A 25,043-nucleotide genomic window follows, 5' to 3' on the forward strand; every position below is an offset into this window, starting at 1 on the left:
TTCTGCCTTCGACCTCCTGCACTTCCTAACGCCCACGTTCGCAGGAGGTCGAGTGAGCGCGGGAGAGGCGCGGGCCTGAGCCTCCCGTTCTCGCCCCCAGTCAGCGCCCACCGCCCCACTCCGAACGCTCCCGGTCCGGCCCGCCCGCTGCGCTACAGTGCCCCGCGTGACCGACCCGGCCCCCTCCCCTCCCACGCTGGCCCCGGCCCTCCTCGCGCGGGAGGTGCGCCACGGCTTCGGCGCGGTGACGGTGCTGCACGGCGTCTCGCTGCACGTCGGCGCGGGTGAGGTCGTCGCCGTGACCGGTCCCAGCGGCAGCGGCAAGAGCACGCTGCTCCACCTCCTCGGTGGATTGGACACGCCGCAGGCAGGCGAGGTGTGGTGGGCGGGCGAGCGGGTGGACACGCTGGGCACGCAGGCGCGGGCGATCCGGCGGGCGGGGCGCGTCGGGCTGGTGTTCCAGCACCACTACCTGCTGGAGGACCTGACCGTGGGGCAAAACGTCCTCGTGCCCGCGCGGCTGGCCGGGGAGGACGGCACGGAACGCGCCCTCGCCCTGCTGAACCGGGTAGGGCTGGGGGGGCGCGAGCGGGCGCTGCCGGGCGTCCTCAGCGGAGGCGAGCGTCAGCGGGTCGCCGTCGCCCGCGCCCTCGCCACCCGGCCCGCCGTCATCCTCGCCGACGAGCCGACGGGCAGCCTTGACCGGGCGAACGCGGAGGTGATCGCGGGCCTCCTGATCGATCTCGCGCGGGAGGACAGCGCCGGGGTGCTGATGGTGACGCACGACGAGCGGCTGGCAGGGAGGGCGGACCGGGTGCTGCATCTGCTGGACGGGCGGATGGAGACGAGTTGACGAGCTTTAACCGCCGAGCTGTTCGGGCAGATCAACCCTGAAATATTGTTTCTCACGTCGGATGGGCGAGGCTACCGGGAGGGCCAGGATGTCGGCAAGCCAAGCGGTCAACTTCGGCAGGACAGTGTTTTCCACATAGAGGCGTGCGGCCTGAGACAGGCTGTTGGCAACGGCACCTGCACGGACATAGAGCCTCTCGTACCCCACGTTCTCGTTCGGCGGCCAGAAGTGCGCGTCGAAGAAGATGCCTCCCACACCACGGACGAGGTGCGTGTCTACGGATAGCTCAGCTTCAGCAAGTGCCTGAGCGAGTATGGACGGCTTCAGGACAAAACTCATCCCCCTCGGCAATGGTCCCTTTTCACTCTTCATAAAGTTTTCTTTTACCGACAAGACTCCTGTTTCAAATGGGTGCCCCCTACCACCCCGCCCGCCCATACACGTCCGGGAGCGCCGGACTCATGCCCAGCTCCCGCGCCGCGCGCTGCGGCCAGTGGGGGTCGCGCAGGAAGGCGCGGGCGAGGGCCACGAGGTCGGCGGTTCCCTCCTGCAAGAGACCTTCCGCCTGGGCGGGTGTGTCGATCATGCCCACGGCCATGACGTGCAGGTCGGACACCTCCGCCTTGACACGGGCGGCGAAGGGGGCCTGATACAGCGGGCCGGGGGTGATCTGCTGAACCGGCGTGAGGCCACCGCTGCTCACGTCCAGCACGTCCACGCCCTCGTAGCGTAGGAGCCGTGCCAGCGCCACCGTCTGCTCCTCGTCCCAGCCGCCGGGTGCCCAGTCGGTTGCGGAGACGCGGACAAAGAGGGGCAGGTGCATCGGCCACACGCCGCGCACCGCCCGCACGACCTCCAGCAGCAGGCGCGTCCGGTTCTCGAAGCTCCCGCCGTACTCGTCCGTGCGGAGGTTGGCGAGGGGCGAGAGGAACTGGTGCAGCAGGTAGCCGTGCGCCGCGTGGACCTCCACCACGTCGAAGCCCGCCATCTGCGCGCGCTGGGTGGCGGCGGCGAAGTCGGCGGTCACGCGGCGGAGGTCCTCGGCGCTCAGGGCGACGGGGTGCGGGTAGGCGGCGTTGTACGGCTCGTCGCTCGGGCCGACGACCTGCCAGCCGCCCGCCTCCACCGGCACCGCGCCCCGCCCACGCCACGGGGCATAGGTGCTCGCCTTGCGGCCCGCGTGCGCGAGTTGCACGCCGATCAGCCCGCCGTACCGATGCACGAGGTCGGTGATGTGACCCAGCGGCACGATCTGCTCGTCCGTCCACAGGCCGAGGTCTTCCGGGCTGATGCGGCCCTCCGGGGAGACGGCGGTTGCCTCGGTGAAGATCAGGCCCGCGCCGCCGAGCGCGAACTGGCCGAGGTGAACGAGGTGGAAGTCGTTCGCCAGCCCGTGCTTCGAGGAGTACATGCACATGGGCGAGACGACGGCGCGGTTGGGAAGGGTCAGGCCGCGCAGCTTCAGGGGGGTGAACAGGCGGGGCGTGGGGGCGTCCCCGATGGGTGTGGCGGTCGGCGTGGGGCCGGGTAAGGTCATGCTCAGGAATCTAGCCCGAATTGGGGCCGGGGCGTCCTGCTGCGCCAGATGGCGGACGCGCCGTGAGGAACGCACAAGCGAAGCTGGAAGGATGGAACTTCGCACCAGCTTGGAAGGCATCGGCCCCGCCCAACTTCGGGTTTTTTCGAGGGGTGGCCGAACCCACCCGGCCCGGAGACACTTCACCGCCTCCTCATCGCGTCCTATCGCGTTTCCCTCGCTCTGGACGGTGAGGGGCGAGTCGTCGGCATCGCTCAGGCGATCAGCGACGGCATGCTCACCGCCTTCATTCCGATGCTGGAGGTGCGGCCCGAATACCGGGGCCGGGGGCTGGGAACAGCGCTCATGCAGCACCTCCTCGGGCAATTGGAGCACCTGTACGCCGTGGACCTGAGTTGCGACGACGACCTCGTGCCCTTCTACGAGCGGCTGGGGATGAGGAGGGGGAACGCGATGGTGCGGCGGAATTACGGGCACCAGAATGGCACCCCGCCCGCCGAGGAGTGAGTCTGTTCCAACCTCTCAACTGCTCGCGCTCGTGTAGCTCCCCACCGCCTTCAGCCAGAAGAGCCGCGCGCCCACGAAGAACACGGCGGCCACGAGCGGCGAGGCGAGCGCCAGGGCGGGCGTCAGCTCCCCCGTCAGCGCCTGCGCGGGCACGGTCGTGATGAAGGCGATGGGCACCACGAAGGTCAGGAAGGCGCGCACGGGCACCGGAAAGGCCGTCACCGGGAAGCGGGCCGCGCCGAACACGCCGTTGAACAGCTCGGTCACGTTCTGCGTCTTCACGAACCAGAAGGCCGTCGTGGACAGCACCAGCCAGATGCAGTACACGATGACGAGCGCGGAGACGTACAGCAGGGCGGCCCCCAGCACCCCGAGGGGGGTGACAGTGAGGTGCGAGGCGGCGTACACGGTCAGCCCCATTCCCATGAGGAGGTCGGTCACGCGCAGGACGTTGAGGTGGCGGGTGCTGATGCCGAACTGCGCGTCGATGGGCTTGAGCAGCGTGAAGTCCATGCTGCCCGTCCGCACCGCCTCCGCGATCTTGGAGAGGTTGGGCTGGATGAAGACGCTGATGAAGCCCTCGGTGAGGGTGAAGAGGCCGACCACCAGCAGCGCCTCGTGGAAGGACCAGCCGCCCACGGCGGTCGTGCCCGGCTGCCCGAACAGCACCGCGATGCCGAGCAGCGCCACGCCCACCTCCCCCAGCGAGGCGAGGACGGCCCCGATGAAGTTCGCCCGGTATTCCAGTTGGGCCGAGAGCGTCGCGCCCGTGAAGATGCGGATGAGGCGGAGGTAGCGGGTCACTGGGCACCTTCGATGCGCTTGTGGTCTGTGGATTGTGGCTTGTGGAAAAAGAGGGGGGCCTCCTCTACAAGCCACGAGCCACGTGCTCCACGCCTCACGCCCCCACCGCCCCATACTTCCTAAGCCCCCGCCGCCACACGATCAGGCGCAACAGGCCGAAGACGACGAGCCAACCGAGCAGCACCAGCGCCCCGCGTCCGGCGTCGCTGAGCGTGGCCTTGCCCGCGAGGAGTTGGGCGGGGAGGCCGAGCATGTAGGGGAAGGGGGTCCAGACGGCGACGCGCTGCACCCATTCCGGGTAGAAGGCGAGGGGCGCGAACATGCCGCCGAGCGCGGCGTACACGAGCCACACGACCTCCTGAAAGCTGGTGCTGGATTCGGTCCAGAAGGCGAGGAGGCCGATGACGTACTCCCACAGGAAGCGGGCGCTGAAGCCGAGGAAGGCGAGGCCGAACGCGGCGAGGTAGGCCCAGGGGTCGGCTGTGAACTGCGCGCCCGCCAGCCACGCGAACAGGCACACGAACGCGATCAGCGCGGGAAAGCGCACCACCCGCTCGGCGAGGTGCCCGGCATACCACATCCAGAGGGGATCGAGGGGACGCAGCAGCTTGGGCGAGAGGGTGCCCTGCCGGATGTCCATATCGAGTTCCCATGCGACCCACACGACCATCAGTTGCGAGACGAGCCAGGTGGAGAGGAAGTACGTGGCGAACTCGGCGGAGCTGTACCCGTTGATCTGCCCGCCCGGTGCGTTCCCCGCCTGCGCCATCCACACGAGCATCATCACGAGCGAGAGCGTGCCCGAGAGCATCCAGATCACGATCTCGGCGCGAAACTCGGTCATCTCCGCGAACTGGGTGGCGAAGAGGGTGCGGAGTTTTTTCACGGTGGCGGTCATGGCGTGACCCCGGCCCGCCTATGGACCGTCGCTTGTCGCCTGTGGAGGAACCCGTCTTTTTCTACAAGCCGCAGGCCACGCGCCACACGCCTACACACGTTCCACCTCCCGCCCCCGCCCGAACAGCGCCGCCATCACCGTCTCGATGGGCGGGTCCTCCACCGTCAGGTCGGCCACGTCGAGGTCGGCGAGGAGGCGGGCGGCGCGGGTGCTGACCTCGGCGCGGGGGACGGTGAGTTCGGCGCTCAGGCCGTCCACGCGCACGTCGTCGCCGTAACGGGCGAGCTGGGGAGCGGTAACGGGGCGGCGCAGTTGGAGGCGGACCGTTTTGCCCCCGCTCCCCTGCGCGGCGAGGTGGGCGAGGTCGCCGTCGAAGACGAGTTCGCCCCGGTCGATCACGAGGATGCGGCGGGCGAGCGCCGTCACGTCGGCCATGTAGTGGCTCGTCAGGATGACGGTCGCCCCGTACCGCTCGTTGTAGTCGCGGATGAAGGCGCGCACGCTCTCCTGCATGTTCACGTCGAGGCCGATGGTCGGCTCGTCGAGGAAGAGGACCCGTGGGCGGTGGAGCAGGGCGGCGGCGAGTTCGCACTTCATCCGCTCACCCAGCGAGAGCTTGCGGACCTGCTTCTTGAGGATACCCTCCAGCCCCAGGACCTCGGTGAACTCGGCCATCGTCGCCCGGTACTGCGCGTCACTGATCTCGTAGATCGCCTGATTGACGAGGAAGGAGTCGAGGGCGGGCAGGTCCCAGATGAGCTGCTGCTTTTGCCCCATGACGAGGGTGATGCCCTTGAGAAAGGCCGTCTCGCGGCGGCGCGGCTCGAAACCCGCCACCCGCGCCTCGCCGCCGGAGGGGTGCAGCAGGCCGGAGAGCATCTTGAGCGTCGTCGTCTTGCCCGCACCGTTCGGTCCCAGGAAGCCGACCACCTCGCCGGGTTCGAGGTCGAAGGACACGCCGCGCACGGCCTCGACCTCATGGCTTTTACGCTTCACGAAGGACCGCAGGCTGCCCAGGAACCCCGGCTCCTTCTCGTGGACCGTGTAACTCTTGCGAAGGTCGCGGACGCGCACGCTGGCGTCCGGTGTGGAAGTGGTCATCTGAGGTACAGGGTAAGGCGCTCCGGGTGGAAGCGAATAGGTGAAATGGCGGGGTCGGACTTCAGGGGGTCGCCAGTCGCCAGCGGCCAGTCGCCAGGGACAACACCGACTCCACGTTTCCTCCTGCTTCGGTCGCCTGCGGAGCGGCTGGGCGAGGATAGGCGCGGCGGGGAGGTTCGGGAACCTTCTTTCCCTCCCGTAGCCGGTAGATTCACCCGATGCCCCTGACCCGACGCCCGTTGCCCCTCCCGTCCTTCGCCACGGAGCGCGCGTGAATCCCTGGGTTCTCCTCGCCCGCGCGCCCATTCCCGGCAGCACCGATTCCCTGTGCCTCCACCGGCGCGGCGACGAGTTCTCGATTCAAATTTCAGGGTACGTCAGCGAGCTGATGAACAGCCGCCAGCACGCCTCGGAGGACGCGCTGGCGCACCTGGCCTGCGCCGCTATCGCGGGCCGCCCGGACCCGCAGGTGCTCGTCGGCGGGCTGGGGATGGGCTTCACGCTCGCCGCCGCGCTGGGGGCGCTGGGGCCACGGGGCGTCGTGACGGTCGCCGAACTCGTGCCGGAGGTCGTGGAGTGGAACAGAGGCCCGCTCGGCGACTGCGCAGGCCGCCCGCTGGAGGACCCCCGCACGCGCGTGCATGTGGGCGACGTGGCCGACCTGCTCAGGACGCGGCGGGCCGCCTTCGACGCCGTGCTGCTCGACGTGGACAACGGCCCGGAGGGGATGACGCACCGGGAGAACAACTGGCTGTACTCCCCGGCGGGCCTGGCTGCCGCCCGACAAACTCTGCGGCCCGGCGGCATACTCGCCGTCTGGTCGGCCACCCCGGACCCCCGCTTCACGAACCGGCTGCGACGGGCGGGCTTTGGGGTCGAGGTCCGCACGGCCCGCGCCCGCCCCGGCAAGGGTGCCCACCACACGATCTGGCTGGCCCACTCGCCCGGCGGACGGAATAAGGGCGACACGGGTGGGAGGCGGGAAGTCGCCCGCTCCTGAGCGGCCTGCGCCCCGACCCGCCCTTCTGTGCGTTGAGTGCGCGGCTGTTCCCCCGACAGTCACGGATAAAATCCCGGCTGGGGCGTACCCTCCGGGCATGACGCGCGCCCGTTCGGGGGATAACCCTACCACCTCTCCCGCCGCCTCCCCCACCCCGTCCGCCCTCGCGCGGATGTTCGTGGTCGTGGCCCTGGCCGGGATCGGCGGGGGGCTGCCCGCCCACACGCGCCGGGCGCTCACCTCGCGCGGCTGGATGACGGACGAGGCTTTCGCGGAGACCTACACCCTCGCGCAGCTCACGCCGGGGCCGAACGCCGTGAATCTCGCGGCGATGGTGGGGGCACGGCTGGCGGGACGGGCGGGGGCACTCGCCTGCACCATAGGAGTGCTGACGCCCGGCATCGTCGCCATGCTCGCCGTGAGTGCGGTGGCGCTGGGGCAGGCTGGGGGGTTGCCACCCGCCGTGCAAAGCGGCCTGCGTGGGGCGGCGTGCGCGGCGCTCGCGGTGCTGCTGACCGCCGCGCTCCCCGTCGTACGGGTGGGGTGGGGCGTGCGGGGTGGCCCGGTGCTGACCGCCCTGACCTTCCTCGCGCTCGGCGTGCTGCGGCTGGACCTGCTGCCCGTGCTGCTCGCGCTGGTGGGGGTGGGGCTGCTCATCCACCGTCCCCGGCCCAACTCGGAGAAGGCATGACCGATGCCCCCGTCAACCTCGCCGAACTGCTCCTCGCCTTCGCGCGGCTGGGCCTCATCAGCTTCGGCGGCACGAACGTCGCGGAGTTGGAGCGGGCGCTCGTCCTGCACCACCGCTGGATCGACGCGCAGACGCTGGCGAACGGCTTCGCGCTGGGTCAACTCATGCCGGGGCCGAATATGCTCGCGGTCACGCATTACGGGTACGCCGCCGCCGGGCTGCCCGGTGCCCTGACCGCCACCCTCGGCTTCTACGGCCCGACCGCCCTGCTGAGCGCCGTGGTCGCCCTCGTGTGGCAGCGGCACAACAAGCACCCGTGGGTCGTTGCGTTTCGGAATGCCCTGCTGCCCTTCGGCGGTGGGGTCATCCTCGCCGGGGCGCTCGTGCTGGGGCGCACGTCCGTCACCTCCTGGCCCGCCGCGCTCCTTGCCGGGGTCGCCTTCCTGCTGCTGTGGCGGACGGGGGCGAACAGCGCCGTGGTGGTGCTGGGGGCGGCGGTGGTGGGGGCGCTGCTGGGGTTGTGAGGAACAACTCTACACTCTCCACTCCTCTCCCCAACCCAGGAACGTCAGCGTTTCGCCCTGCATCTCAGCCCAAGACAGACAAGCCTCTGGGTTGACATAAATCCCCTCGTTGATTAAATCTGCCGCCCACTCCGGCACCCAGCACAACAAACCGGACGAGCCACTTGAGGCGAGCAGAGGCGGCACAACCATCAACCAGGTGTCCCACGGTGGAATGTTGTTATCGTCTATGTAACCACTGCTTGCCACACGCGCGGCCCCATCAGACAACGACGAATCGGGATCAACAATGAGCAAGGCTCGCGGACGAGCCAACTCCCGCCGGGCAAATGTGAACGTCTGTTCGTCTGGGGCTTGCCCCAACAGTTGCCGCCGCAGGTCGAAGAATCGTTCGAGTTCAGCGGCATCGGGCATCCCCGAGAAACCGTCCGTCAATGGCCGCGCCGCTGCCCTTAACCCCTCGCTCCGGTGGATGAAAGCGGGTGCCCCGGAGAGCAAGGCGTCCCAACTCGCCACGTCATCGGGAGGCAGTTCAACCCGTGCCTGGAGTGAGGCCACATCGTACTTTGGGGCGAACTCCTCCGCCTAGGCGAGGCATTCGGCCAGACGCTCAAGCAGCATGACTTGACATAGCACGACGGTAAGCGGAGGGACCGCCCGTTTCCCGGCCCTTGCTCTAGCATGGCTCACGTGACGACCGACTGGCGCGAACACGCTCCCTCGCGGCGGGCGCGGCCTCCGCAGGTGCGGGGGGCGGTAGCGCGGCCCCGGCTGCTCGCGCTGCTGCGCTCCTCGCGGGTGGTGATGGTGGTGGCCCCGGCGGGCTACGGGAAGACGACCGCCCTCGCCGCCCACCTGCCCGACCTCGGGCAGACGTGCTGGCTGACCCTGGACGTGGACGACGCCGACCCGCAGGTTCTCGCCTCGGGGCTGGCGGTGGCGGTGGCGGGGCTGCCGGGGGGCGAGGGGCCGGGGGCGCTCCTCGACGCGGGGGCCGCACCGAGACGGGTGGCGGCGCGGGTGGCGGACGTGCTCGACACGGCGGACGCCCTGCTCGTCCTCGACGAGGCGCAGCATCTCGCCGGGCCACTGACGGAAGGGGTGCTACGCGAACTGCTGGGCGGGCGGGTGGCGCTGCTCGCGCGCACGCCGCTCCTGAATTCCGATCTGACGCGGCTGGAGACGGCAGGCGACCTCACGCGCGTCTCGGCGTCCGACCTCGCCTTCACGCCCGCCGAACTCGCCGAACTGCTCGCGGCGCACGGGGTGACGGCGGACGCGGCGGAGGTGCGGCTCGCGCACGGGGTCACGGAGGGGTGGCCCATTGCGGCCCGCTTTCTGGCGCAGGCGGCGGCGCAGGGGCGGGTGCGGCTCGCCGGGCTGTCGGACCTCGACGGGGGGGAGGCGCAACTGGGCACCCTGTTCGCCTACCTCGCGCAGGAGGTTCTGGGACCGCTCGACCCCAGCCTCAGATCGCTGCTCACGCGCGGCAGCGTCTTCGAGGAGCTGACGCCCGACCTCCTGACCGATGTTCTGGGGGCGGACGTGCTGGGGCCGGGGGAATTGGGCGAGCGGGAGGCGGGCACGCTGCTGGGGGCGCTGGCGAGCGGCGGCACCTTCCTGACGCGCACGGGCGACAGCTACCGCGCCCACCCACTCTTGCGGGCGCACCTGCGCGGCCTGCTCACCCCCGGCGAGGCGCGGGAGATCGCGGCGCGGGGGGCGGCCTATTTCGAGCGGACGGGACGGCCCCGGCGGGCACTCGCCGCGCACCTCGGGGCGGGGAACACGGCGCGGGCCGCCGAACTCCTCGCCGGACACGGGGGCCGCTGGCTGGACGGGGGCCGGGTGACGCTCGTGGAGCGCAGTCTCGCCCGGCTGCCGGGGGCCGCGTGGACGCCCGCCCTCCACGCCCTCTCCGGGGACGCCCTGCGGTTGGGGTCGCGGTACGTGGAGGCGCTGGCGGCCTATGCGCGGGCGGAGCCGCTGGCGCGTGCCCTCGGGGAGGCGCAGGTCGCGCTCGACACGGTGCAGCCCGACCTCGCCTGGGGACCGCTGGACATGGCGGCGGCGCTGGCAGGCGGGGAGGAGGCGGCACGGGTGGAACAGATGCGGGCGGAGAACCACCTCAACGCGGGGGACCCCGCGCGGGCGCTCGCCCTGCACCCGGAACTCGCGGCGGGGGCACGCTACACGCTGCGGTCGGGCCGTCTTCAGGATGCCCTCACCCTCGCCCTCCATGCCGCGCGCGGGGAGGCGGGGGGCGCGCGGGCGGCGCAGAACCACCGGGAGGGGCTGCTCCTCGCCTCCTTCCTCCACGCGGTTCTCGGTGAGCCGGGGGAGGCCGCCCGCCGCGCCCGCGAGGGGCTGGCCGAGGGCGAGCGGCTGGAGAGCCGCTTCGTGCGCTCGCTCGCCCTCGCCCGGCTGGGCCACGCGGAGGTGGCGGCAGAACGCTTCGGGCAGGCGCGGGCCGCCTACGAGGAGGCGCTGACGCTCGCGCAGGACGTGGTGCCCCGCCTCCAGGTCGAGCCGCGCCTGGGGCTGGCGTACCTGGAGGCGCGGGCGGGCCACCCGGCCCCCGCCGCCGACCACGAGGCCCGCGCCCTGACCCACGCGGGAGGCGACCGCTACGTGGAGGGGCTGACGCGGCTCACGGCGGCGCTGGGGCGACTGCACGGGGGGGACGCGGCGGGGGCGCTGCCGGGCCTGCGCGCGACTCAGGAGGTTTTCACAGCCTGCGGCGACGCCTTCGGGGTGGGGGCGGCGGCGCTGGCCGTGTATGCGGCGACCGGTGAGGTGGACGACGCGCCCGAGGCCGCCCATGCCGTCGTCTCCTTCCCCTTTCTGCTCGCCCGGCGCTCGCTGCTCTCCCCGGCGCGGACGCGGGCGGCCCGCGCGGCCCTGCTCGCCCGCCTCGCCGCTCACACTCCCGATAGGGGGGCCGCGCTCCTGTCCGTCGCCCACGCGCTCGGCTACGGACACCTGCCCAGCCCGGACGAGGTGCCCGGCGTGAACGTGCGGGTGCACGTGCTGGGCCGGGTGGCCGTGACGCGGGACGGTGGCCCGGCGCGCGAGTGGGGCCGCGCCCGCGCCCGTGACCTGCTTGCGCTCCTCGCCGTTCACGAGAACGGGCTGCCGCGTGAGGCCGCGCAGGAGGCCCTCTTTCCCGGCGCGGACCCGCAGGTCGGCGAGCGCAACTTTCGCGTCACCCTGCACGCGCTGGGGCAGGTGCTGGAGGAGGGCGTGGCGAGCGGCACCTTTCTGGAGCGCGGCGACTGGCTGCGGCTGCGCGGCGGCCCCGACCTGGGGGTGGACCTGTGGGAGGCCCGCCGACACCTCGCCGCCGCCCCCGGCACCCCGGCCCGCGCCGAAGCCCTTCTCGCGCTGCCGGGCGGGGTGGCCGACAGCGACCTCGCCGCCGTGCAGGCCGAGGCCGAACGCCACGCCGCCCTGCTCCCCGAGGCGCTGGCGGCGGAGGCCGACCACGCCCTCAGAACGGCCCGCCCCGACCTCGCCGCCCGGCTCTCGGCCCGCGCACTGGACCTCGACCCCGCCCACGAACCCGCCGCCCGCGCCCTGATGCGCGCCCACCACGCCCGCGCCAACCCCGCCGCCGCCGCCCGAACCTACGCGGCCCTGCGCGCGGCCCTCGCCGAGCTTGGATTGACGCCCTTGCCGGAAACGGAGGGGCTACGTCAGGCGCTGATGGGAGGGATGCGGATTGAGGGATGAGGCGGAGTCGGACGCCACAGTGGAGGAAGGGCCTTGAGCGTTTCTCCCTCTCCCCTGGTGGGAGAGGGCCGGGGTGAGGGGGCGACCCAGTGACCCAACCGAGAACCGCCCCCTCATCAGCCATCCCTTCCCCTCCCCACTGAAACCGCCCCGTGACGCCCCCTCCCTAAACTCCCCTCCATGACCCACACGGAAACACGCGCGGCCCTCGTCACGGGCGGCACGAGCGGCATCGGCCTCGCCATCGCGCGGCGGCTGCAAGCGGACGGTCTGCGCGTCGCCGTCCTCGACCTCGACCGCCCGCAGGCCCGCGAGACGGCCTCGGCGCACGGCCTGGCCTTTATCCCCGGCGACCTGACCCGGCGCTCCGAATGCGCGCGGGCGGTGGAGGAAACGGTCGCCACGCTCGGCGGGCTGGACGTGCTCGTGAACAATGCGGGCTTCCAGCACATCGCGCCCGTGGCCGAGTTTCCGGAGGACACGTGGGACGCCATGCTCCACGTCATGCTCACCGCGCCCTTCCTGCTCAGCAAGTACGCGTGGGCGCACCTCACCCGCTCCGGGCAGGGCCGCATCATCAACGTGGCGAGCATCCACGGGCACGTCGCCAGCCCCTTCAAGGCCGCGTATATCAGCGCCAAGCACGGGCTGATCGGCCTGACGCGCACGGCGGCGCTGGAGGCGGGCGAGCAGGGGCTGACCGTCAACGCCATCTGCCCCGCCTACGTCCGCACGCCCCTCGTGGAGCACCAGATCAAGGACCAGGCCCGCACGCGCGGCATGAGCGAGGCCGAGGTGGAGGGCCGCGTCCTCCTCGAATCCGCCGCCATCAAGCGCCTGCTAGAGCCGGAGGACGTGGCCGCCCTCGCCAGCTACGTCGCCAGCCCCGCCGCGTGGGGCATGACGGGCGCGGTCCTCGACCTCGATCTGGGGTGGACGGCGCGGTGAGGGAGGGCTGAGGGGAGTCGCCAGTCGCCAGCTTCCAGTCGCCAGGACGGGCGGGGGCTGGGTCGTTTTCTCCGTTCTGTCCCAAAAAAATCCGTGGATGTAGGTCTTGCTTTTTGCCCCTCCCCCTTGAGGGGGGAGGCTGGGAGGGGGTGAACGAGCCTGGCCCTCCCAGAGAATAGACTGCCGAGCCATCCTCCACCCCAAGAGCAAGGCCCGAAGTCCTTTCCCAGACTCCGGGCCTCCCCTCTTTCCTCCCTATGCCCCGACTAATCCACTCCTCTTCAGCAGGGCCTCCGGGTCGGGGTCGCGGCCCATGAAGTCACGGTAGAGCTGTGCGGCGTCGGCGCTGTTGCCCCGGCTGAGGATGGCGTCGACGTAAGCGCGACCCGTCTCGCGGTTGAAGATGCCCTCCGTGGCGAAGCGGGAGAAGGCGTCGGCGTCGAGAACCTCCGCCCACTTGTAGGAGTAGTACCCCGCCCCGTAGCCGACCGGGTTGGAGAACAGGTGGGTGAACTGCGCGATGCGGGCGTAGTCCTCATGGAAGGGATACGGGTAGAAGCGGCCCATGATCTCACGCGCCACGCGGATGGGGTCGGCGTCCGGCGCGTCGGGGTCGAACTCCACGTGCAGCACGAGGTCCACCGTCCCGAAGGAGAGCTGACGCATCGTGGCGGTCGCGGCGCGGTAATTGCGGGCGGCCACCATGCGGTCGAAGAGGTCGTCCGGCAGCCGCTCGCCCGTCTGGTAGTGGCGGGCGAAGAGGTCGAGGGCCTCACGCTCCGTCACCCAGTTCTCCATGATCTGCGAGGGCAGCTCCACGAAGTCCCAGGCGACGCGCGTGCCGCTGAGGCTGCGGACGGGCACCTGTGAGAGCGCGTGGTGGAGCAGGTGGCCGAACTCGTGGAAGACCGTCTCCACCTCACGCAGGGAGAGCAGGGCGGGCGTGTCCCCGCTCGGCGGCGTCATGTTGCCGCACATCAGGCCGAGATGAGGCTCAACGTCCCTCTTCCCATTGGCCTTCTCACGCGGCCCGCCCGTCACGAAGCCGTTCATCCACGCGCCGCTGCGCTTGGTGTCGCGCGGGAACCAGTCGGTGTAGAAGGAGGCGACGTGGGTGCCCTCCTCATCGGAGATGTCGTAGTAGCGGACCTCCGGGTGCCAGCCGGGGGCCTGCGCTTCGCGTACGGTGATGCCGAAGACGCGGTTCACGATCTCGAACATGCCCGCGAGCACACGGTCCATCTCGAAGTAGGGCCGCAGCGCCTCCTCGTCGAAGTCGTACTTCGCCTGCCGCTGCTTCTCTGCCCAGTAGCTCACGTCCCACGCCTCCAGCGCGGGGGCGTCCGGCCCGGCCTGCTCGCGGTAGAAGGCTTCCAGCTCGGCATTCTCGCGCTCGAAGAAGGAGCGGACGCGGGCCTCCATGTCGCGCTCGAAGCCCAGCGCCGTGTCGCCGCCGCCCGCCATGCGGTCCTCCAGCACGTAGTCGGCGAAGTCGCGGAAGCCCAGCAGGCGGGCCTGCTCGCGGCGCAGACGCAGGATTTCCAGCACGAGCGGGCGGTTGTCGCGCCCCTCCTGCACGCCCACCGAGTTCTGCGCAAGCCACATCTCGCGGCGCAACTCGCGGTCGTCGGCGTACACGAGGATCGGCTCGGCGACGGGCTGGTGGAGGGTCAGGCGGTGGCCCTCCCGCCCATGCGCCCCCGCGTCCCGGCGGGTGGCGTCCCGCACGCGCTCCGGCACACCCGCGAGGCGCGACTCGTCCACGTACAGCTCCCACGCGGCGGTCGATTCGAGCACGTTCCTGGAGAAGTCGTTCGTCACGTCCGCCAGCCGGGTGTTGACCTCCAGCAGCCGCTCCTTCTGGTCGTCGGGGAGGTCGGCCCCCTCGCGGCGGAAGTCGTCGAGGGTGAGCTTGAGGTGCCGGGCACGCACGGGGTCGAGCGTGCGGGCCACCCTCGTCTCCGCGAAGCCCTTCAACGCCGCCCACAGCGCGGGGTGGAGGGTGAGGCCGGTGTAGAACTCGGTGACTTTGGGCAGGATGGCGCGCTTGGCCGCCTGCCACTCCGGGCTGCTCACCACGCTGTCGAGGTGCGAGACGATCACGCGCACGGTGTCGAGTTGCTCGGTCAGCGTGTCGAGGCCCTCCATGAAGTCGGCGTAGTCGCGCTCGCCCGCCCGCGCGAGGGTGTCCAGCCGCTCTCGCGTCTCCGCGAGCAGGGCGTCCACGGCGGGTTCGGCGTGTTCGGGGCGGATGCGGTCGAAGGGGATGCGGAACCCCACGTTCAGCAGCGGGTTGCCACTCTGAACGGGCGTGGCCGGAACTGTGGTCATGGCTGGGAGTATAGAGAGCGCGGGGGTGGGACAGTGTGGATTTCAAAGGGGTGTGGGGGTGCCTCCCCTCCCTCTGCCCTCGCCCAATGGCAGATGACGACGGGCCTCCTCCCGTGCTCAACTTCCGCATGGACGTTCAGCTCCATCCGCCCCTTGCCCTGCCGCCCGGCGTAACTCTCCGGCCTGCCACGCCCGCCGATACGGCCCGCGTCGCCGCCTTCCTGAGCATCGCCCACCCGGAGTCGCCCGTCGCCGCCGAGGACTTGGAGCGGCTGGAGGCCACCCGGCAGCCGGACGAGCCGCACGCTCGCACGCTCGCGCTGTCAGGTGGGGAGATCGTCGGCCTCGCGGAGACGGGTGTGCCACGCTCGGACGGGCATCCCGGCTGGCTGGACGTGAGCGTGCGGACGCTGCCGGACCTCGCGAGCGGGTCACTTGCCGAGGCTCTGTTCGCCCACGCCGAGGCGGCGGCCCTCGCGCACGGTGCCCGCGTCCTCGTCACCCGCGTGCGGGAGGACTGGTGGGAGAAGCCCTTCTACGAGGCGCGCGGTTATGCCGAACACGACCGTATGTGGATGAGCACGCTCGATCTGCGGACGCTGGATTTCGCCCGGTTCGCGCACTACGAGGCGCGGGCGCGGGCGGCGGGCCTCTCTATCCGCCCCCTGAGTGAGTTGGGGGAGTTCGACGAGGCGCAACAACACCGCCTCTATACGTTGATCGCCGCCCTGCTGCGTGACGTGCCGAGCACCACACAGGTCAGCGTGTGGCCCTTCGAGACGTGGCAGCGCCGCGTGGCGGAGCGTTTGAATCCGGTCGGCCTCTTCGTCGCCGTCGCGCCGGACGGAGAGTGGGTGGGCGTGAGCGAGCTGTACCTTCCCATCCCCACCCGCCCTGGCACGCTGCACAACGGGCTGACGGGCGTGCTGCCCGCGTGGCGTGGGCATGGCGTCGCCTCCGCCCTCAAGCTCGCCGCCGCCCGCGCCGCCCTGGAACGCGGGTTTACACACTCGCGCACGGGCAACCACAGCGGCAACCGCCCGATGCTCGCGGTCAACACGCGGCTGGGCTTCGTGCGGGAGGCGGCGATGGTGACGCTGATGAAGGCTTGTGGCGTGTAGCTCGTCGCTTGTAGGAAAAGCCCTCGACAAGCCACACGCCACAAGCTACGAGCCTCTCTCCAGCAACATCGCGTCTCCCAGCGAATAGAAGCGGTAGCCCCCCGCGAGCGCCGCGTCGTAGGCCGCCCTGATTCTCTCCTCGCCCGCGAAGGCCGCGACGAGGAGAAGCAACGTCGAGCCGGGCAGATGCAGGTTGGTGATGAGAAGATCAGGCACCCGCACGGGCGTTCCCGGTGTGATGAAGATGCGGGTGTCGCCCTCGCCCGCCTGCACGGTCCCGTCCTCGTTCGCGCTGCTCTCCAACGCCCGGACGGTCGTGGTCCCGACGGCGACGATGCGGCGGCCCTCCGCCTTCGCCGTGTTGATCGCCCGCGCCGTCGCCCCCCCGATGGCGTAGCGTTCGGCGTGCATCACATGGTCGGCGACGCTCCCGGAGATAGGGCGGAAGGTCCCCGCCCCGACGTGCAGGGTGAGGGTGTGGCGCTCCACGCCCAGCGCGTCCAACCGTCCTAGAAGTTCCGGCGTGAAGTGCAGCCCCGCCGTGGGAGCCGCCACGCTGCCGGGGTCGCGGGCGTAGACCGTCTGATACCGCTCGCGCCACCGCTCGTCGCTGTCGCCCGCGTCAATGTACGGCGGAAGCGGCAACCGCCCGATCTCGTCCAGGTGCGGCTTGAGGTCATGGTCGAAGCGGAGCAGTCGGGCACCGTCTTCGAGAACGCCGACAACTTCCGCGCGATGATCGCCCAACCACAACTCCTTCCCCGCCCGTTTCGCTGGCTTGAGGTAAGCCGACCAGACGTTCGCCTCCTCCTCTCGCAGCAGCAGGACTTCGACCTGACCGCCGCCGCTGTGCTTACCGTTTGGAGCGCTCACGACGGGCTTGCGGGCCATGACGCGGGCGGGAATCACCCGGCTCTCGTTGAAGACGAGCACGTCGCCGGGGCGCAGGAGGTCCGGCAGGTCACGGAAGACGCAGTGTTCGATGCGCTCTCCCACGACCATCAACCGGGACGAGTCGCGGGGTTCGGCCCCAGTCTGGGCAATCCGCTGCTGCGGCAGCTCGAAGGCGAGGCGGGCCAGCACGGCGTCCGGGTCGGGTCGGGGCGGCGTCATCGGGTGGGGGTCACTCCTCGGGGCGGGCGACCTTCTGGCGGGCGGGCATCAGGGCGTCCTCGATGTCGGGAAGGTGGGTGAAGCGGTCGGCGGCGTCGATGAGCTTCTGGGCGGTGTGCTCGCGGAAGGCGACAACCTCCACGCGCTTGCCGCGCTCCTGCAACACCTCCACCATGTCGGTGAAGTCGCCGTCGCCGCTGCCCAGCACCACCACGTCGAGGTGGTCGAGGAGCCGCACCATGTCGGCCACGATGCCCATGTCCCAGTTGCCCTCGTAGATCGCCCGACCGCCCTCGGTGACGTGGTGCAGGGTCAGGTTCATGCGCCGGACCTTGTAGCCCAGTGCGCTGAGCTTGTAGATGAAGGGCCGCGCCGTCGCCTCCCCCTCGCGCTCGACCGTGTAGGCGATGGCGTGGACGAGTTCGCGGTTGGCCGTGGCCGCCCTCATGATCGTCTCGAAGTTGACGGTCCGCTCCACCAGATCACGCGCCGAGTGGTAGAGGTTCTGGGTATCGATAAAAACGCCCACACGGGGGCGGGAAACGACGTACTGCATGGGGCTTCTCCTGTTGCGGGGGCAGAAAGGGACGGGACGAAAGGCGGGCCTGCTCAAAAGACGCGGGCAGTGTAGCAGGCCCCCTCTTCCCCGCACTCCGCACCCCCGGCACGGGTAATGTGGGGGACATGACGACCGACACGCCCCGGCTCAGTGACGCTCTCGGTGTGGCCCAGGCGGCCTACGACTCGTACAGGGCGCGCGGCCTCAAGCTCAACATGCAGCGCGGCCAGCCCTCCGACGCGGATTTCGACCTGTCTAACGGGCTGCTGACTGTGCTGAGTGCAGAGGAAATGAAGATGGACGGCCTGGACCTGCGGAACTACTCCACCACGGTGGCGGGCCTGCCCTCCGCGCGGGCGCTGTTCGCCCAGTATCTCGACGTGAAGGCCGAGAACGTAGTGGTGTGGAACAACGCCAGCCTGGAGCTTCAGGGCATGGTGCTGACCTTCGCCCTGTTGCACGGCGTCCGGGGGTCGGAGGGGCCGTGGATCACGCAGGCTCCGAAGATCATCGTCACCGTGCCGGGCTACGACCGCCACTTCCTGCTGCTGGAGACACTGGGCTTCACGCTGCTGACGGTGGCTATGCAGCCCGACGGCCCGGACGTGGAGGCCATCGAGCGGCTCGCGGCGGCGGACCCCTCCGTCAAGGGCGTGCTGTTCGTGCCGACGTACTCCAACCCCGGCGGCGAGACGATCAGCCTAGAAAAGGCGCGGCGGCTGGCCGGGCTGAAGGCGGCGGCCCCCGATTTCACGATCCTCGCGGACGACGCCTACCGGGTTCACCACCTCAGCACCGAAGACCGCGACGAGCCGGTCAACTTCGTGGTGCTGTGCCGGGACGCGGGCTACCCGGACCGGGCCTTCGTGTTTGCCAGCACGAGCAAGATCACCTTCGCGGGGGCGGGGCTGGGCTTCGTGGCAAGCAGCGAGGACAACGTGAAGTGGCTCTCGAAGTACCTGAACGCCCAGTCCATCGGCCCGAACAAGCTGGAGCAGGCACGGCACGTCCGCTTCCTGTCCGAGTATCCCGGCGGCCTGGAGGCGCTGATGGACGCCCACGCTGCCCTCATCGCCCCCAAGTTCCGCGCGGTGGACGAGACGCTGCGGGCGAACCTGGGCGACGGGAGCGAGTACGCGACGTGGGCCTCCCCACGGGGCGGCTACTTCATCAGCCTGGACACGGCGGAGCCGGTGGCGGCGCGGGTGGTGCAGCTCGCCAACGAGGCCGGAGTCAGCCTCACGCCTGCCGGGGCCACCTATCCGGGCGGGCAGGACCCCACGGGCCGCAACATCCGCCTCGCCCCGACCCGCCCGCCTGTGGAGGAGGTCTTCACGGCGATGGAGGTGGTCGCCGCGTGCATCCGCCTGGCAACGGAGGAATACCGGGTGGGCCGTCAGGGGTAACTCCAACTCGCCCTCCCGCGACTGAGCGACCACACGAGGACGTGAGGCTATTTCTGTTGCCCCTCCCCCTTGAACACTTGTTGTGAACGAGGAGATGAACGTGTCGGATGTGCTCTGTTCTCCCTCCCTCCTTGTGGGGGAGGGCCGGGGAGGGGGGTGACGAGCACCGCTCGTCCTCCTCCCAGACGGCGGAAACGCTTCCTTCGTTCAATCTGTCATCTATTCCCAACGTTCGTGAGAGAGGGCATCCTGACGCCTCCGCCGCCCTATTCCCGCCTCCTCCCCAAATCGTTCACACCGATTGACTGGACGGCGGACCCCATCCCCGCCTACATCTGCTTGCTTTCCCCCGCCCATGAGCCGACGATGTGTCCATGCCCACCCGTTACTCCGGCTCGGTGGAGGAGCGCACCGCGCTGGACGCCTACATCAAGCTGTGGCGCGCGGCCCACGCCGTCGAGGTGGCCGCCAACCGCCACCTGGGCGACCACGGCCTGACGACAAGCCAGTTCGGGGTGATCGAGGCGCTCTACCACCTGGGGCCGCTCAGCCAGCGTCAGCTCGCCGACAAAATCTTGCGTTCCAGCGGCAACCTCACGATGGTCATCGACAATCTGGAGCGCGACGGTCTGGTCAGGCGCGAGCGTGACGCGCAGGACCGCCGGGTGGTGAACGTCTTTCTCACCGAGGCGGGCGAGGCCCTCGTCTCGCGCGTGCTGCCCACCCACGTGCGCGGCATCCGCGAGGTCTTCGGCGTCCTCGACCCGGCGGAGGTGGCCCAACTCGCCGCGCTGGCCCGCAAGCTCGGGCTGGGGCTGCGGGAAGTGGAGCGGACGCCCACGCGGGGCCGGGTGCGTCAGGGCGATTGAGCAGGTCTGGTCCACCTCACACCCAAATCGTTCAACGTCAATCTAAATTAGGGTCATGACCTCCCCCCTCTCCTCCATTCCCGGCACGACGCCCGTGCAGGGCCTCCACCACGTCACGGTGATGGCGCAGGACCCCCAGCGCAACATCGACTTCTACTCGCGGACGCTGGGGCAGCGGCTCGTCAAGGTGACGGTGAACTTCGACGATCCGGGGACGTACCACTTCTACTACGGCGACCTGACCGGGCAGCCGGGCACGATCATGACCCACTTTCCCTGGCCGGGCGCGAAGAGGGGCGTGCGCGGTAACGGCGAGGTCGTGGCGACGGCGTACAGCGCCCCCCGCGCGAGCGAGAATTACTGGCGGGAGCGCCTGACCAAACACGGCTTCACGTTCCGCGAGGGCACCCGCTTCGGGGAGGCGGTGCTGACCGTAGGGGACCCGGACGGCACCTGGGTCGAGCTGATCTTCGAGGACGGCCAGCCCGTTCAAAGCTGGCCCGCCAGCCCCGTTCCCGCCGAACACGCGCTGCGCGGCTTCCACTCCGTCACCGCCTGGGTGCGGGAGACGGGGGCGGTGCGCGACCTCCTCATGGGGCGGCTGGGCTTCGCGGAAGCAGGGAGCGAGCCGGACGCCGAAGGCACCCGCACCCGCTTCCGGGGCAGCGGCGACGGGGTGGGACTGTTCGTGGACGTGGTGGAGCGGCCCGGCCAGCCGCGCGGCTCCTTCGGGGCGGGCAGCATCCACCATGTCGCCCTGCGGACCCGTGACGACGCCGAGCAGGAGGCGTACCTGACCGGATTGGAGGCCGCCGGATACCGCCCGACGCCCGTGCAGGACCGCCAGTATTTCCACTCGATCTACTTCCGCGAGCCGAACGGCGTGCTGTTCGAGATTGCCACCGACGCGCCCGGCTTCCCCGACGACGAGCCGGTGGAGGAGCTGGGCAGGCACCTCAAGCTCCCCGTGTGGTTCGAGGCCCGGCGCGCGACCATCGAGGCGCATGTGCCGAGGATTGTGAGCCGCGAGTACGGCGTGACCATTGGAAACCGGGACCTGGGGGCGGGCACTCCGCCGACGCCGGAGGTGAACGGCATTCAGGTCCACACGGCGGGCCGTCCGCTCGGTGAGGCGCGGGTGGCGATGGTCCTCCTCCACGGGCGCGGCGGCACTGCCCCGGACATCCTGACGCTGGCAGACGAGCTGAACCTGAGCGCCTTCGCCTACCTCGCCCCGCAGGCGGAGGGGAACACGTGGTATCCCCTGTCCTTCCTCGCGCCCGTGGAGCGCAACCAGCCGCATCTGGACCGCGCCCTCGCCACGGTGGACGGCGTGCTGGCCGAGCTGGAGAGGCAGGGCGTTCCCCGCCGGAACGTCGTGCTGGGCGGCTTCTCGCAGGGCGCGTGCCTCGCGCTGGAGTACGCCAGCCGAACGGGCGGGCGGCTCGGCGGCGTGGTTGCCCTCAGCGGCGGGTTGATCACGCTGGACCAACGGACCGACCTGGGCGGCACCCCCGTCTTCATGGGCGTCGCGCCCGACGACGCTCACATCCCCCTCTCCCGCTTTCAGGAGAGCGCCGAACACCTCCGCACCCAGGGGGCGAACGTGGACGCCCGCATCTACCCCGGCCTCGGCCACTCGATCAACAAGGACGAGCTGGACGCGGTGCGCGAGATCATGCAGAGGGTGATCGGGGAGAGCGTGTAGGTGGATCAAAAGGGAAGTGCGCCCCTTCGTATCGATCTCGAAGAGGGGCGCTTTGTTTGCTGGCGGCTGGCGGCTGGAAGCTGGCCGCCCTACTTCTGCGGCGGCTTGCTCGGACGCACCTCGATCCGGCTCGGCAGCGTCCGCGCGGGCATGTTCAGCAGGTCCACGGTGAGCTGCGCGATGTCCTCCGGCTGAATCTTCCAGGCGTCGGCCTCGCTTGGCGTGTGTCCGGCGAAGTGGGTGGCGACGCTGCCCGGCATGATCTGTGTCACCTTGATGTCGTGCTGGCGCAGGTCGAGGGTCAGCACCTCGGACAGCCCGTTGAGGCCGAACTTGCTCGCGTTGTACGCGCCGCCGCCCGCAAACGGGTTGCGTCCGGCGAGGCTGGAGAGGGTGAAGATGTACCCGCCGCGCCGCTTGAGCGCCGGAATGGCCGCCTTCACCGTATAGAACGCGCCGCTGAGGTTGGTGTCGATGACCTCGCGCCACTGCTCCACGCTCAGGTCGGCGACGTTGGCGAAGTTGCCGACGCCCGCGTTCACGAACAGCACGTCCAGCCCGCCGAAGGCCGCGACGTGGGCCTCCACCTCGCGCACCAATGCCTCCGGGTCGCGCACGTCGCAGACCACGCCTCTCGCCTGACCCACGATCCCCTGAGCGGCGGTCTCCACCTCGTCCGCGTGGCGGCTGGTGAGCGTGACCGCGTACCCCGCCTCCGACAAGGCCCGCGCCACCGCGAGGCCGATGCCCTTGCTCGCGCCGGTCACGAAGGCACTCTTCGTCGCCTGCCCGCCCTGCCCACTGCCCTGCCCGCCGCCCTGTGTCATCCGCGAACCGTAACACGCCCCGGCGGCCAGGCCGGGGCGGGTGAAGGGGCGCTCAAGAATTCAGGAACGGCTGCGCTTCGGGGTCGTTCGAGTGGCGGCGCACCGAGTCGGTCGCCACGACGATGGCCTCAACCATTGCCGTCAACAACGTCACCCCGGCGGCCAAGCCGGTGCCCAACCCCAGCACCAGGGCCACGGCCCCCAGCAGCAGCGCCACGATCATGATTCCGAGTAAACGTTTCCGTACGCTGATAAAAGCGCAGTACCTTAAATGGTCCGTTCTGTTCATGAGGGTCTCCCAGGCATCTCTTCCCATTGTGGGGAAAAAGTGTGAGAAATTCCTCATCTCGTCTATCCCGGAGCACGCAGGGCGGGGGCGGGCACACCTTCCCTCCTCCGGCGTGTGCCCGCCCCCCGCCCCATCGCCAGGCTCAGGGCAGACGCTTGGCGAGTTCGTTGTAGACGTAGTTGGCGGCCTGGGCCTGCTGCTGCCAGAGGGTGAGGAGGCCGAAGGTCTCGTTCAGGGAGACGCGCCCGCCGTCCGGCAGGTCGAAGTCAAGGCGGGCGTTGAGCTTGGCCCAGGGCACGAGCGCGTTCGGCGCGACGAGAACGGGCGTGACCCGGATGGTCTCCGGTGCCGCCTCACCCGTGACGATGATCGCCCTGGGATAGCGCCGCTTGATCGCGCCCGCCGAATCCCGCCGCATGGCACTCACGATGCCGGTCCACTGCTCGCCGCTCAGCAACTTCGGGTTGCCCTCGATGCGCGGGTCGAGAATCAGGTACCGGGCGCGGCTGAGCTGATCGGCATTCCAAGCGGTGGAGGGCGCGGCAGCCCACGCGGGCGCGGTGGTCAGGCCGAGGAGGACGGTGACAGTCAGGGCAGGGGTCCGGCAAAGAAACATGCGCCACAGTCCACCACACCTTCCCTGATGAACCGTGAATCCGGCGTGAGGGACGGCCCGGCGTGAGGGGCCGGTCAGGCGCGTCATCTAGAGCAATAGGGACGAGTTCCGCGAATGTGAATGCCCCGCAAGGAGGATGGGGGATCGTTCGCGGCAGCTGGGCGGGCGTTAGGTCCCCCTCTCCCACGAGGGCGGGCATTAGCATGGGCCATGCAAGAACTGCTCCACACCCTGCGCCGCCTGCGCGCCCCGGACGGTTGCCCGTGGGACCGCGAACAGACCCATGAGTCCCTGCGCCCCTACCTGCTGGAGGAGGCCGCCGAGGCGGTAGATGCCGTGGCGGAGGGTGCAGAGGCGCTCGCCGGGGAACTCGGGGACGTGCTGCTTCAGGTCGCCTTCCACGCCGTCATCGCCGAGGAGGCGGGCACCTTCACCTATGCGGACGTGGAGCGGCACATCGTCGAGAAACTGGTGCGGCGTCACCCGCATGTCTTCGGGGAGGTGAAGGTCTCCGGCGCGGGCGAGGTGGTGGCGAACTGGCAGGCGATCAAGGCCGCCGAACGCGGGGGCAGGCCACGCAGCGCCGCCGAGCGGGTCCCTGCTGCCCTGGGGGCGCTGGCGCGCGAGACGCAGGCGCAGAGGCTCGCCGGCCAGGAGAAGGGGGACCGGGAAGGGGTACGCGCGGCCCTGGACGCGGACCCCGACTCGCCGGAGGGCGTTGCGGACGTGCTCGCGGCGGTCATCGCCTGGGCGCGGGGGATGGACGTAAATGCCGAGGTGACGCTCAGGGAACGGACGCACGCCCTCCTCACGTCCCTGCCCGACCCGGAGGCGTCCCGAACCGAAGCGCAGGCGGGCGCGTGATTCAGCCCGGCGGGGCACCCGATCCCCTGGACGACGCGCAGGCCGACCCGTGGGCCGTGTGGGTGGGGGAGCGCACCCGCGCCCTGCTGGACCTGCCCGAGTACCGCCGCGCCGCCGTCCTCGTCGCCCTGACCCGCGAGGCCGACCCGCGCGTGCTCCTCACCGTGCGCTCGGCGGACCTGCCGACCCACCGGGGGCAGATCAGCTTCCCCGGCGGCAGCCTGGAGCCGGGCGAGACGCCAGCGCAGGGGGCCTTGCGCGAGGCGCAGGAGGAGGTGGGCCTCGACCCCGCCTCCGTCGCCGTGCTGGGCGAGCTGGACGACGTGTTCACTCCCATCGGCTTCCACGTCACACCCGTCCTCGCCCGCGTGCCCGCCGAGCCGCGCCTGACCCTCACTGCCGAGGTCGCCCAGATCATCATGCCGACGTTGGGTGAGTTGCGTGCCCTGCCCGTCACCCGCGAACTTCGCACCCTGCCGGGCGGCGAGCGCGTGCCCCTGTACCGCTACCCCTGGCGCAGTCACGACATCTGGGGCATGACGGCGCGGGTGTTGCACGATCTGTTGACGCATGGGCCGGTGGGGATGTAGGGGAGCGGTCAGCCGTCAGCGGTCAGCTTTCAGCAAAACATTGGGAACAGGTGGGTGGACGAGCTTTCACCCCTTCCTCGGCAAGCAGACGCGAGAGCCTCCACACATCCTGCTGACGGCTGAAAGCTGAAAGCTCCCCAAAGAACAACCCCCAC

Annotated in this window: 25 protein-coding genes; 13 read left to right on the forward strand and 12 right to left on the reverse strand. The window is 70.3% G+C overall.

Annotated features, from left to right (window positions below; genetic code table 11):
- The first annotated feature begins 157 nt into the window (after positions 1–157).
- Entirely contained in the window at positions 158–853 is a 696-nt protein-coding gene (locus V3W47_RS05320; RefSeq protein ID WP_331824143.1) for an ABC transporter ATP-binding protein, read from the forward strand.
- Positions 854–859: 6 nt separating this feature from the next.
- Here V3W47_RS05320 and V3W47_RS05325 read toward each other — a convergent pair whose 3' ends face one another.
- A complete protein-coding gene (locus V3W47_RS05325; protein WP_331824144.1) occupies positions 860–1,246 on the reverse strand; it encodes a hypothetical protein in 387 nt (128 codons plus the stop codon).
- Between the two features lie 25 nt (positions 1,247–1,271).
- Positions 1,272–2,390 carry an NADH:flavin oxidoreductase/NADH oxidase gene (locus V3W47_RS05330; RefSeq protein ID WP_331824145.1) on the reverse strand — a complete coding sequence of 373 codons (1,119 nt, stop codon included), beginning with the start codon at positions 2,388–2,390 and terminating at the stop codon, positions 1,272–1,274.
- A gap of 195 nt (positions 2,391–2,585) precedes the next feature.
- Here V3W47_RS05330 and V3W47_RS05335 point away from each other — a divergent pair, with 195 nt between their 5' ends.
- The gene (locus tag V3W47_RS05335) at positions 2,586–2,897 is read left to right on the forward strand and encodes a GNAT family N-acetyltransferase (RefSeq protein ID WP_331824218.1); all 312 of its coding nucleotides are present in this window, start codon (positions 2,586–2,588) and stop codon (positions 2,895–2,897) included.
- A gap of 15 nt (positions 2,898–2,912) precedes the next feature.
- Here V3W47_RS05335 and V3W47_RS05340 read toward each other — a convergent pair whose 3' ends face one another.
- The 3 genes from V3W47_RS05340 to V3W47_RS05350 form a co-directional block, all read right to left on the reverse strand.
- Positions 2,913–3,701 carry an ABC transporter permease gene (locus tag V3W47_RS05340; RefSeq protein WP_331824146.1) on the reverse strand — a complete coding sequence of 263 codons (789 nt, stop codon included), beginning with the start codon at positions 3,699–3,701 and terminating at the stop codon, positions 2,913–2,915.
- Positions 3,702–3,795: 94 nt separating this feature from the next.
- Entirely contained in the window at positions 3,796–4,599 is an 804-nt protein-coding gene (locus V3W47_RS05345; RefSeq protein WP_331824147.1) for an ABC transporter permease, read from the reverse strand.
- Positions 4,600–4,689: 90 nt separating this feature from the next.
- On the reverse strand, positions 4,690–5,700 hold the full coding sequence (locus V3W47_RS05350) for an ABC transporter ATP-binding protein (protein ID WP_331824148.1): 1,011 nt from the start codon (positions 5,698–5,700) through the stop codon (positions 4,690–4,692).
- Between the two features lie 271 nt (positions 5,701–5,971).
- Here V3W47_RS05350 and V3W47_RS05355 point away from each other — a divergent pair, with 271 nt between their 5' ends.
- The 3 genes from V3W47_RS05355 to V3W47_RS05365 all read left to right on the forward strand — a co-directional run bounded on the left by V3W47_RS05355 (position 5,972) and on the right by V3W47_RS05365 (position 7,915).
- On the forward strand, positions 5,972–6,700 hold the full coding sequence (locus tag V3W47_RS05355; RefSeq protein WP_331824149.1) for a spermidine synthase: 729 nt from the start codon (positions 5,972–5,974) through the stop codon (positions 6,698–6,700).
- A 97-nt stretch (positions 6,701–6,797) separates the two neighbouring features.
- On the forward strand, positions 6,798–7,391 hold the full coding sequence (locus V3W47_RS05360; protein WP_331824150.1) for a chromate transporter: 594 nt from the start codon (positions 6,798–6,800) through the stop codon (positions 7,389–7,391).
- On the forward strand, positions 7,388–7,915 hold the full coding sequence (locus V3W47_RS05365; protein WP_331824151.1) for a chromate transporter: 528 nt from the start codon (positions 7,388–7,390) through the stop codon (positions 7,913–7,915). Before V3W47_RS05360 ends, V3W47_RS05365 begins: the two co-directional genes overlap by 4 nt.
- A gap of 9 nt (positions 7,916–7,924) precedes the next feature.
- Here V3W47_RS05365 and V3W47_RS05370 read toward each other — a convergent pair whose 3' ends face one another.
- Entirely contained in the window at positions 7,925–8,329 is a 405-nt protein-coding gene (locus tag V3W47_RS05370) for a hypothetical protein (RefSeq protein ID WP_331824152.1), read from the reverse strand.
- A gap of 267 nt (positions 8,330–8,596) precedes the next feature.
- On the opposite strand from V3W47_RS05370, the gene V3W47_RS05375 reads away from it, so the two are divergent.
- Positions 8,597–11,647, forward strand: coding sequence for an AfsR/SARP family transcriptional regulator (locus V3W47_RS05375; RefSeq protein WP_331824153.1), 3,051 nt, complete (start codon positions 8,597–8,599; stop codon positions 11,645–11,647).
- Positions 11,648–11,827: 180 nt separating this feature from the next.
- Positions 11,828–12,595, forward strand: a complete 768-nt coding sequence (locus V3W47_RS05380) for a 3-hydroxybutyrate dehydrogenase (RefSeq protein ID WP_331824154.1) — start codon at positions 11,828–11,830, stop codon at positions 12,593–12,595.
- Positions 12,596–12,850: 255 nt separating this feature from the next.
- Here V3W47_RS05380 and V3W47_RS05385 read toward each other — a convergent pair whose 3' ends face one another.
- The gene (locus V3W47_RS05385) at positions 12,851–14,926 is read right to left on the reverse strand and encodes a M3 family metallopeptidase (RefSeq protein ID WP_331824155.1); all 2,076 of its coding nucleotides are present in this window, start codon (positions 14,924–14,926) and stop codon (positions 12,851–12,853) included.
- Between the two features lie 86 nt (positions 14,927–15,012).
- Here V3W47_RS05385 and V3W47_RS05390 point away from each other — a divergent pair, with 86 nt between their 5' ends.
- Positions 15,013–16,047, forward strand: coding sequence for a GNAT family N-acetyltransferase (locus V3W47_RS05390; RefSeq protein WP_331824156.1), 1,035 nt, complete (start codon positions 15,013–15,015; stop codon positions 16,045–16,047).
- Between the two features lie 45 nt (positions 16,048–16,092).
- Here V3W47_RS05390 and queA read toward each other — a convergent pair whose 3' ends face one another.
- Complete coding sequence (queA, locus tag V3W47_RS05395) at positions 16,093–17,160, reverse strand: tRNA preQ1(34) S-adenosylmethionine ribosyltransferase-isomerase QueA (protein ID WP_331824157.1); 1,068 nt, start codon at positions 17,158–17,160, stop codon at positions 16,093–16,095.
- Positions 17,161–17,170: 10 nt separating this feature from the next.
- A complete protein-coding gene (locus V3W47_RS05400) occupies positions 17,171–17,716 on the reverse strand; it encodes a LabA-like NYN domain-containing protein (protein ID WP_331824158.1) in 546 nt (181 codons plus the stop codon).
- 128 nt (positions 17,717–17,844) lie between these two features.
- On the opposite strand from V3W47_RS05400, the gene V3W47_RS05405 reads away from it, so the two are divergent.
- The 3 genes from V3W47_RS05405 to V3W47_RS05415 all read left to right on the forward strand — a co-directional run bounded on the left by V3W47_RS05405 (position 17,845) and on the right by V3W47_RS05415 (position 21,702).
- On the forward strand, positions 17,845–19,125 hold the full coding sequence (locus V3W47_RS05405; RefSeq protein WP_331824159.1) for an aspartate aminotransferase type Ic: 1,281 nt from the start codon (positions 17,845–17,847) through the stop codon (positions 19,123–19,125).
- Positions 19,126–19,499: 374 nt separating this feature from the next.
- Entirely contained in the window at positions 19,500–19,994 is a 495-nt protein-coding gene (locus V3W47_RS05410) for a MarR family winged helix-turn-helix transcriptional regulator (RefSeq protein WP_331824160.1), read from the forward strand.
- Between the two features lie 55 nt (positions 19,995–20,049).
- Positions 20,050–21,702 carry a VOC family protein gene (locus V3W47_RS05415; RefSeq protein ID WP_331824161.1) on the forward strand — a complete coding sequence of 551 codons (1,653 nt, stop codon included), beginning with the start codon at positions 20,050–20,052 and terminating at the stop codon, positions 21,700–21,702.
- An 89-nt stretch (positions 21,703–21,791) separates the two neighbouring features.
- On the opposite strand, the gene V3W47_RS05420 is transcribed toward V3W47_RS05415, so the two are convergent.
- From V3W47_RS05420 to V3W47_RS05430, 3 genes are all read right to left on the reverse strand, one after another.
- A complete protein-coding gene (locus V3W47_RS05420; protein WP_331824162.1) occupies positions 21,792–22,529 on the reverse strand; it encodes an SDR family oxidoreductase in 738 nt (245 codons plus the stop codon).
- 52 nt (positions 22,530–22,581) lie between these two features.
- A complete protein-coding gene (locus V3W47_RS05425; RefSeq protein ID WP_331824163.1) occupies positions 22,582–22,752 on the reverse strand; it encodes a hypothetical protein in 171 nt (56 codons plus the stop codon).
- Positions 22,753–22,960: 208 nt separating this feature from the next.
- Positions 22,961–23,434 carry a hypothetical protein gene (locus V3W47_RS05430; RefSeq protein WP_331824164.1) on the reverse strand — a complete coding sequence of 158 codons (474 nt, stop codon included), beginning with the start codon at positions 23,432–23,434 and terminating at the stop codon, positions 22,961–22,963.
- A 210-nt stretch (positions 23,435–23,644) separates the two neighbouring features.
- On the opposite strand from V3W47_RS05430, the gene V3W47_RS05435 reads away from it, so the two are divergent.
- On the forward strand, positions 23,645–24,298 hold the full coding sequence (locus V3W47_RS05435) for a MazG family protein (protein WP_331824165.1): 654 nt from the start codon (positions 23,645–23,647) through the stop codon (positions 24,296–24,298).
- Positions 24,295–24,888: an NUDIX hydrolase gene (locus V3W47_RS05440; protein ID WP_331824166.1), complete on the forward strand. Its 594-nt coding sequence runs from the start codon at positions 24,295–24,297 to the stop codon at positions 24,886–24,888. The genes V3W47_RS05435 and V3W47_RS05440 overlap by 4 nt, the downstream gene beginning before the upstream one ends.
- The last annotated feature ends 155 nt before the right edge of the window (positions 24,889–25,043 follow it).

This window comes from Deinococcus sp. YIM 134068, from assembly GCF_036543075.1.
GTDB lineage: Bacteria > Deinococcota > Deinococci > Deinococcales > Deinococcaceae > Deinococcus > Deinococcus lichenicola.

What these genes read in the sequence shown, in the direction of transcription:
- V3W47_RS05425 (WP_331824163.1), bottom strand. Translation starts at nt 22,752, where the DNA reads ATGATCGTGGCGCTGCTGCTGGGGGCCGTGGCCCTGGTGCTGGGGTTG.
- V3W47_RS05380 (WP_331824154.1), top strand. Translation starts at nt 11,828, where the DNA reads ATGACCCACACGGAAACACGCGCGGCCCTCGTCACGGGCGGCACGAGC.
- queA (WP_331824157.1), bottom strand. Translation starts at nt 17,160, where the DNA reads ATGACGCCGCCCCGACCCGACCCGGACGCCGTGCTGGCCCGCCTCGCC.
- V3W47_RS05365 (WP_331824151.1), top strand. Translation starts at nt 7,388, where the DNA reads ATGACCGATGCCCCCGTCAACCTCGCCGAACTGCTCCTCGCCTTCGCG.
- V3W47_RS05370 (WP_331824152.1), bottom strand. Translation starts at nt 8,329, where the DNA reads ATGCCCGATGCCGCTGAACTCGAACGATTCTTCGACCTGCGGCGGCAA.
- V3W47_RS05400 (WP_331824158.1), bottom strand. Translation starts at nt 17,716, where the DNA reads ATGCAGTACGTCGTTTCCCGCCCCCGTGTGGGCGTTTTTATCGATACC.
- V3W47_RS05415 (WP_331824161.1), top strand. Translation starts at nt 20,050, where the DNA reads ATGACCTCCCCCCTCTCCTCCATTCCCGGCACGACGCCCGTGCAGGGC.
- V3W47_RS05430 (WP_331824164.1), bottom strand. Translation starts at nt 23,434, where the DNA reads ATGTTTCTTTGCCGGACCCCTGCCCTGACTGTCACCGTCCTCCTCGGC.
- V3W47_RS05360 (WP_331824150.1), top strand. Translation starts at nt 6,798, where the DNA reads ATGACGCGCGCCCGTTCGGGGGATAACCCTACCACCTCTCCCGCCGCC.
- V3W47_RS05390 (WP_331824156.1), top strand. Translation starts at nt 15,013, where the DNA reads ATGGCAGATGACGACGGGCCTCCTCCCGTGCTCAACTTCCGCATGGAC.
- V3W47_RS05385 (WP_331824155.1), bottom strand. Translation starts at nt 14,926, where the DNA reads ATGACCACAGTTCCGGCCACGCCCGTTCAGAGTGGCAACCCGCTGCTG.
- V3W47_RS05435 (WP_331824165.1), top strand. Translation starts at nt 23,645, where the DNA reads ATGCAAGAACTGCTCCACACCCTGCGCCGCCTGCGCGCCCCGGACGGT.
- V3W47_RS05375 (WP_331824153.1), top strand. Translation starts at nt 8,597, where the DNA reads ATGGCTCACGTGACGACCGACTGGCGCGAACACGCTCCCTCGCGGCGG.
- V3W47_RS05345 (WP_331824147.1), bottom strand. Translation starts at nt 4,599, where the DNA reads ATGACCGCCACCGTGAAAAAACTCCGCACCCTCTTCGCCACCCAGTTC.
- V3W47_RS05350 (WP_331824148.1), bottom strand. Translation starts at nt 5,700, where the DNA reads ATGACCACTTCCACACCGGACGCCAGCGTGCGCGTCCGCGACCTTCGC.
- V3W47_RS05420 (WP_331824162.1), bottom strand. Translation starts at nt 22,529, where the DNA reads ATGACACAGGGCGGCGGGCAGGGCAGTGGGCAGGGCGGGCAGGCGACG.
- V3W47_RS05405 (WP_331824159.1), top strand. Translation starts at nt 17,845, where the DNA reads ATGACGACCGACACGCCCCGGCTCAGTGACGCTCTCGGTGTGGCCCAG.
- V3W47_RS05410 (WP_331824160.1), top strand. Translation starts at nt 19,500, where the DNA reads ATGCCCACCCGTTACTCCGGCTCGGTGGAGGAGCGCACCGCGCTGGAC.
- V3W47_RS05330 (WP_331824145.1), bottom strand. Translation starts at nt 2,390, where the DNA reads ATGACCTTACCCGGCCCCACGCCGACCGCCACACCCATCGGGGACGCC.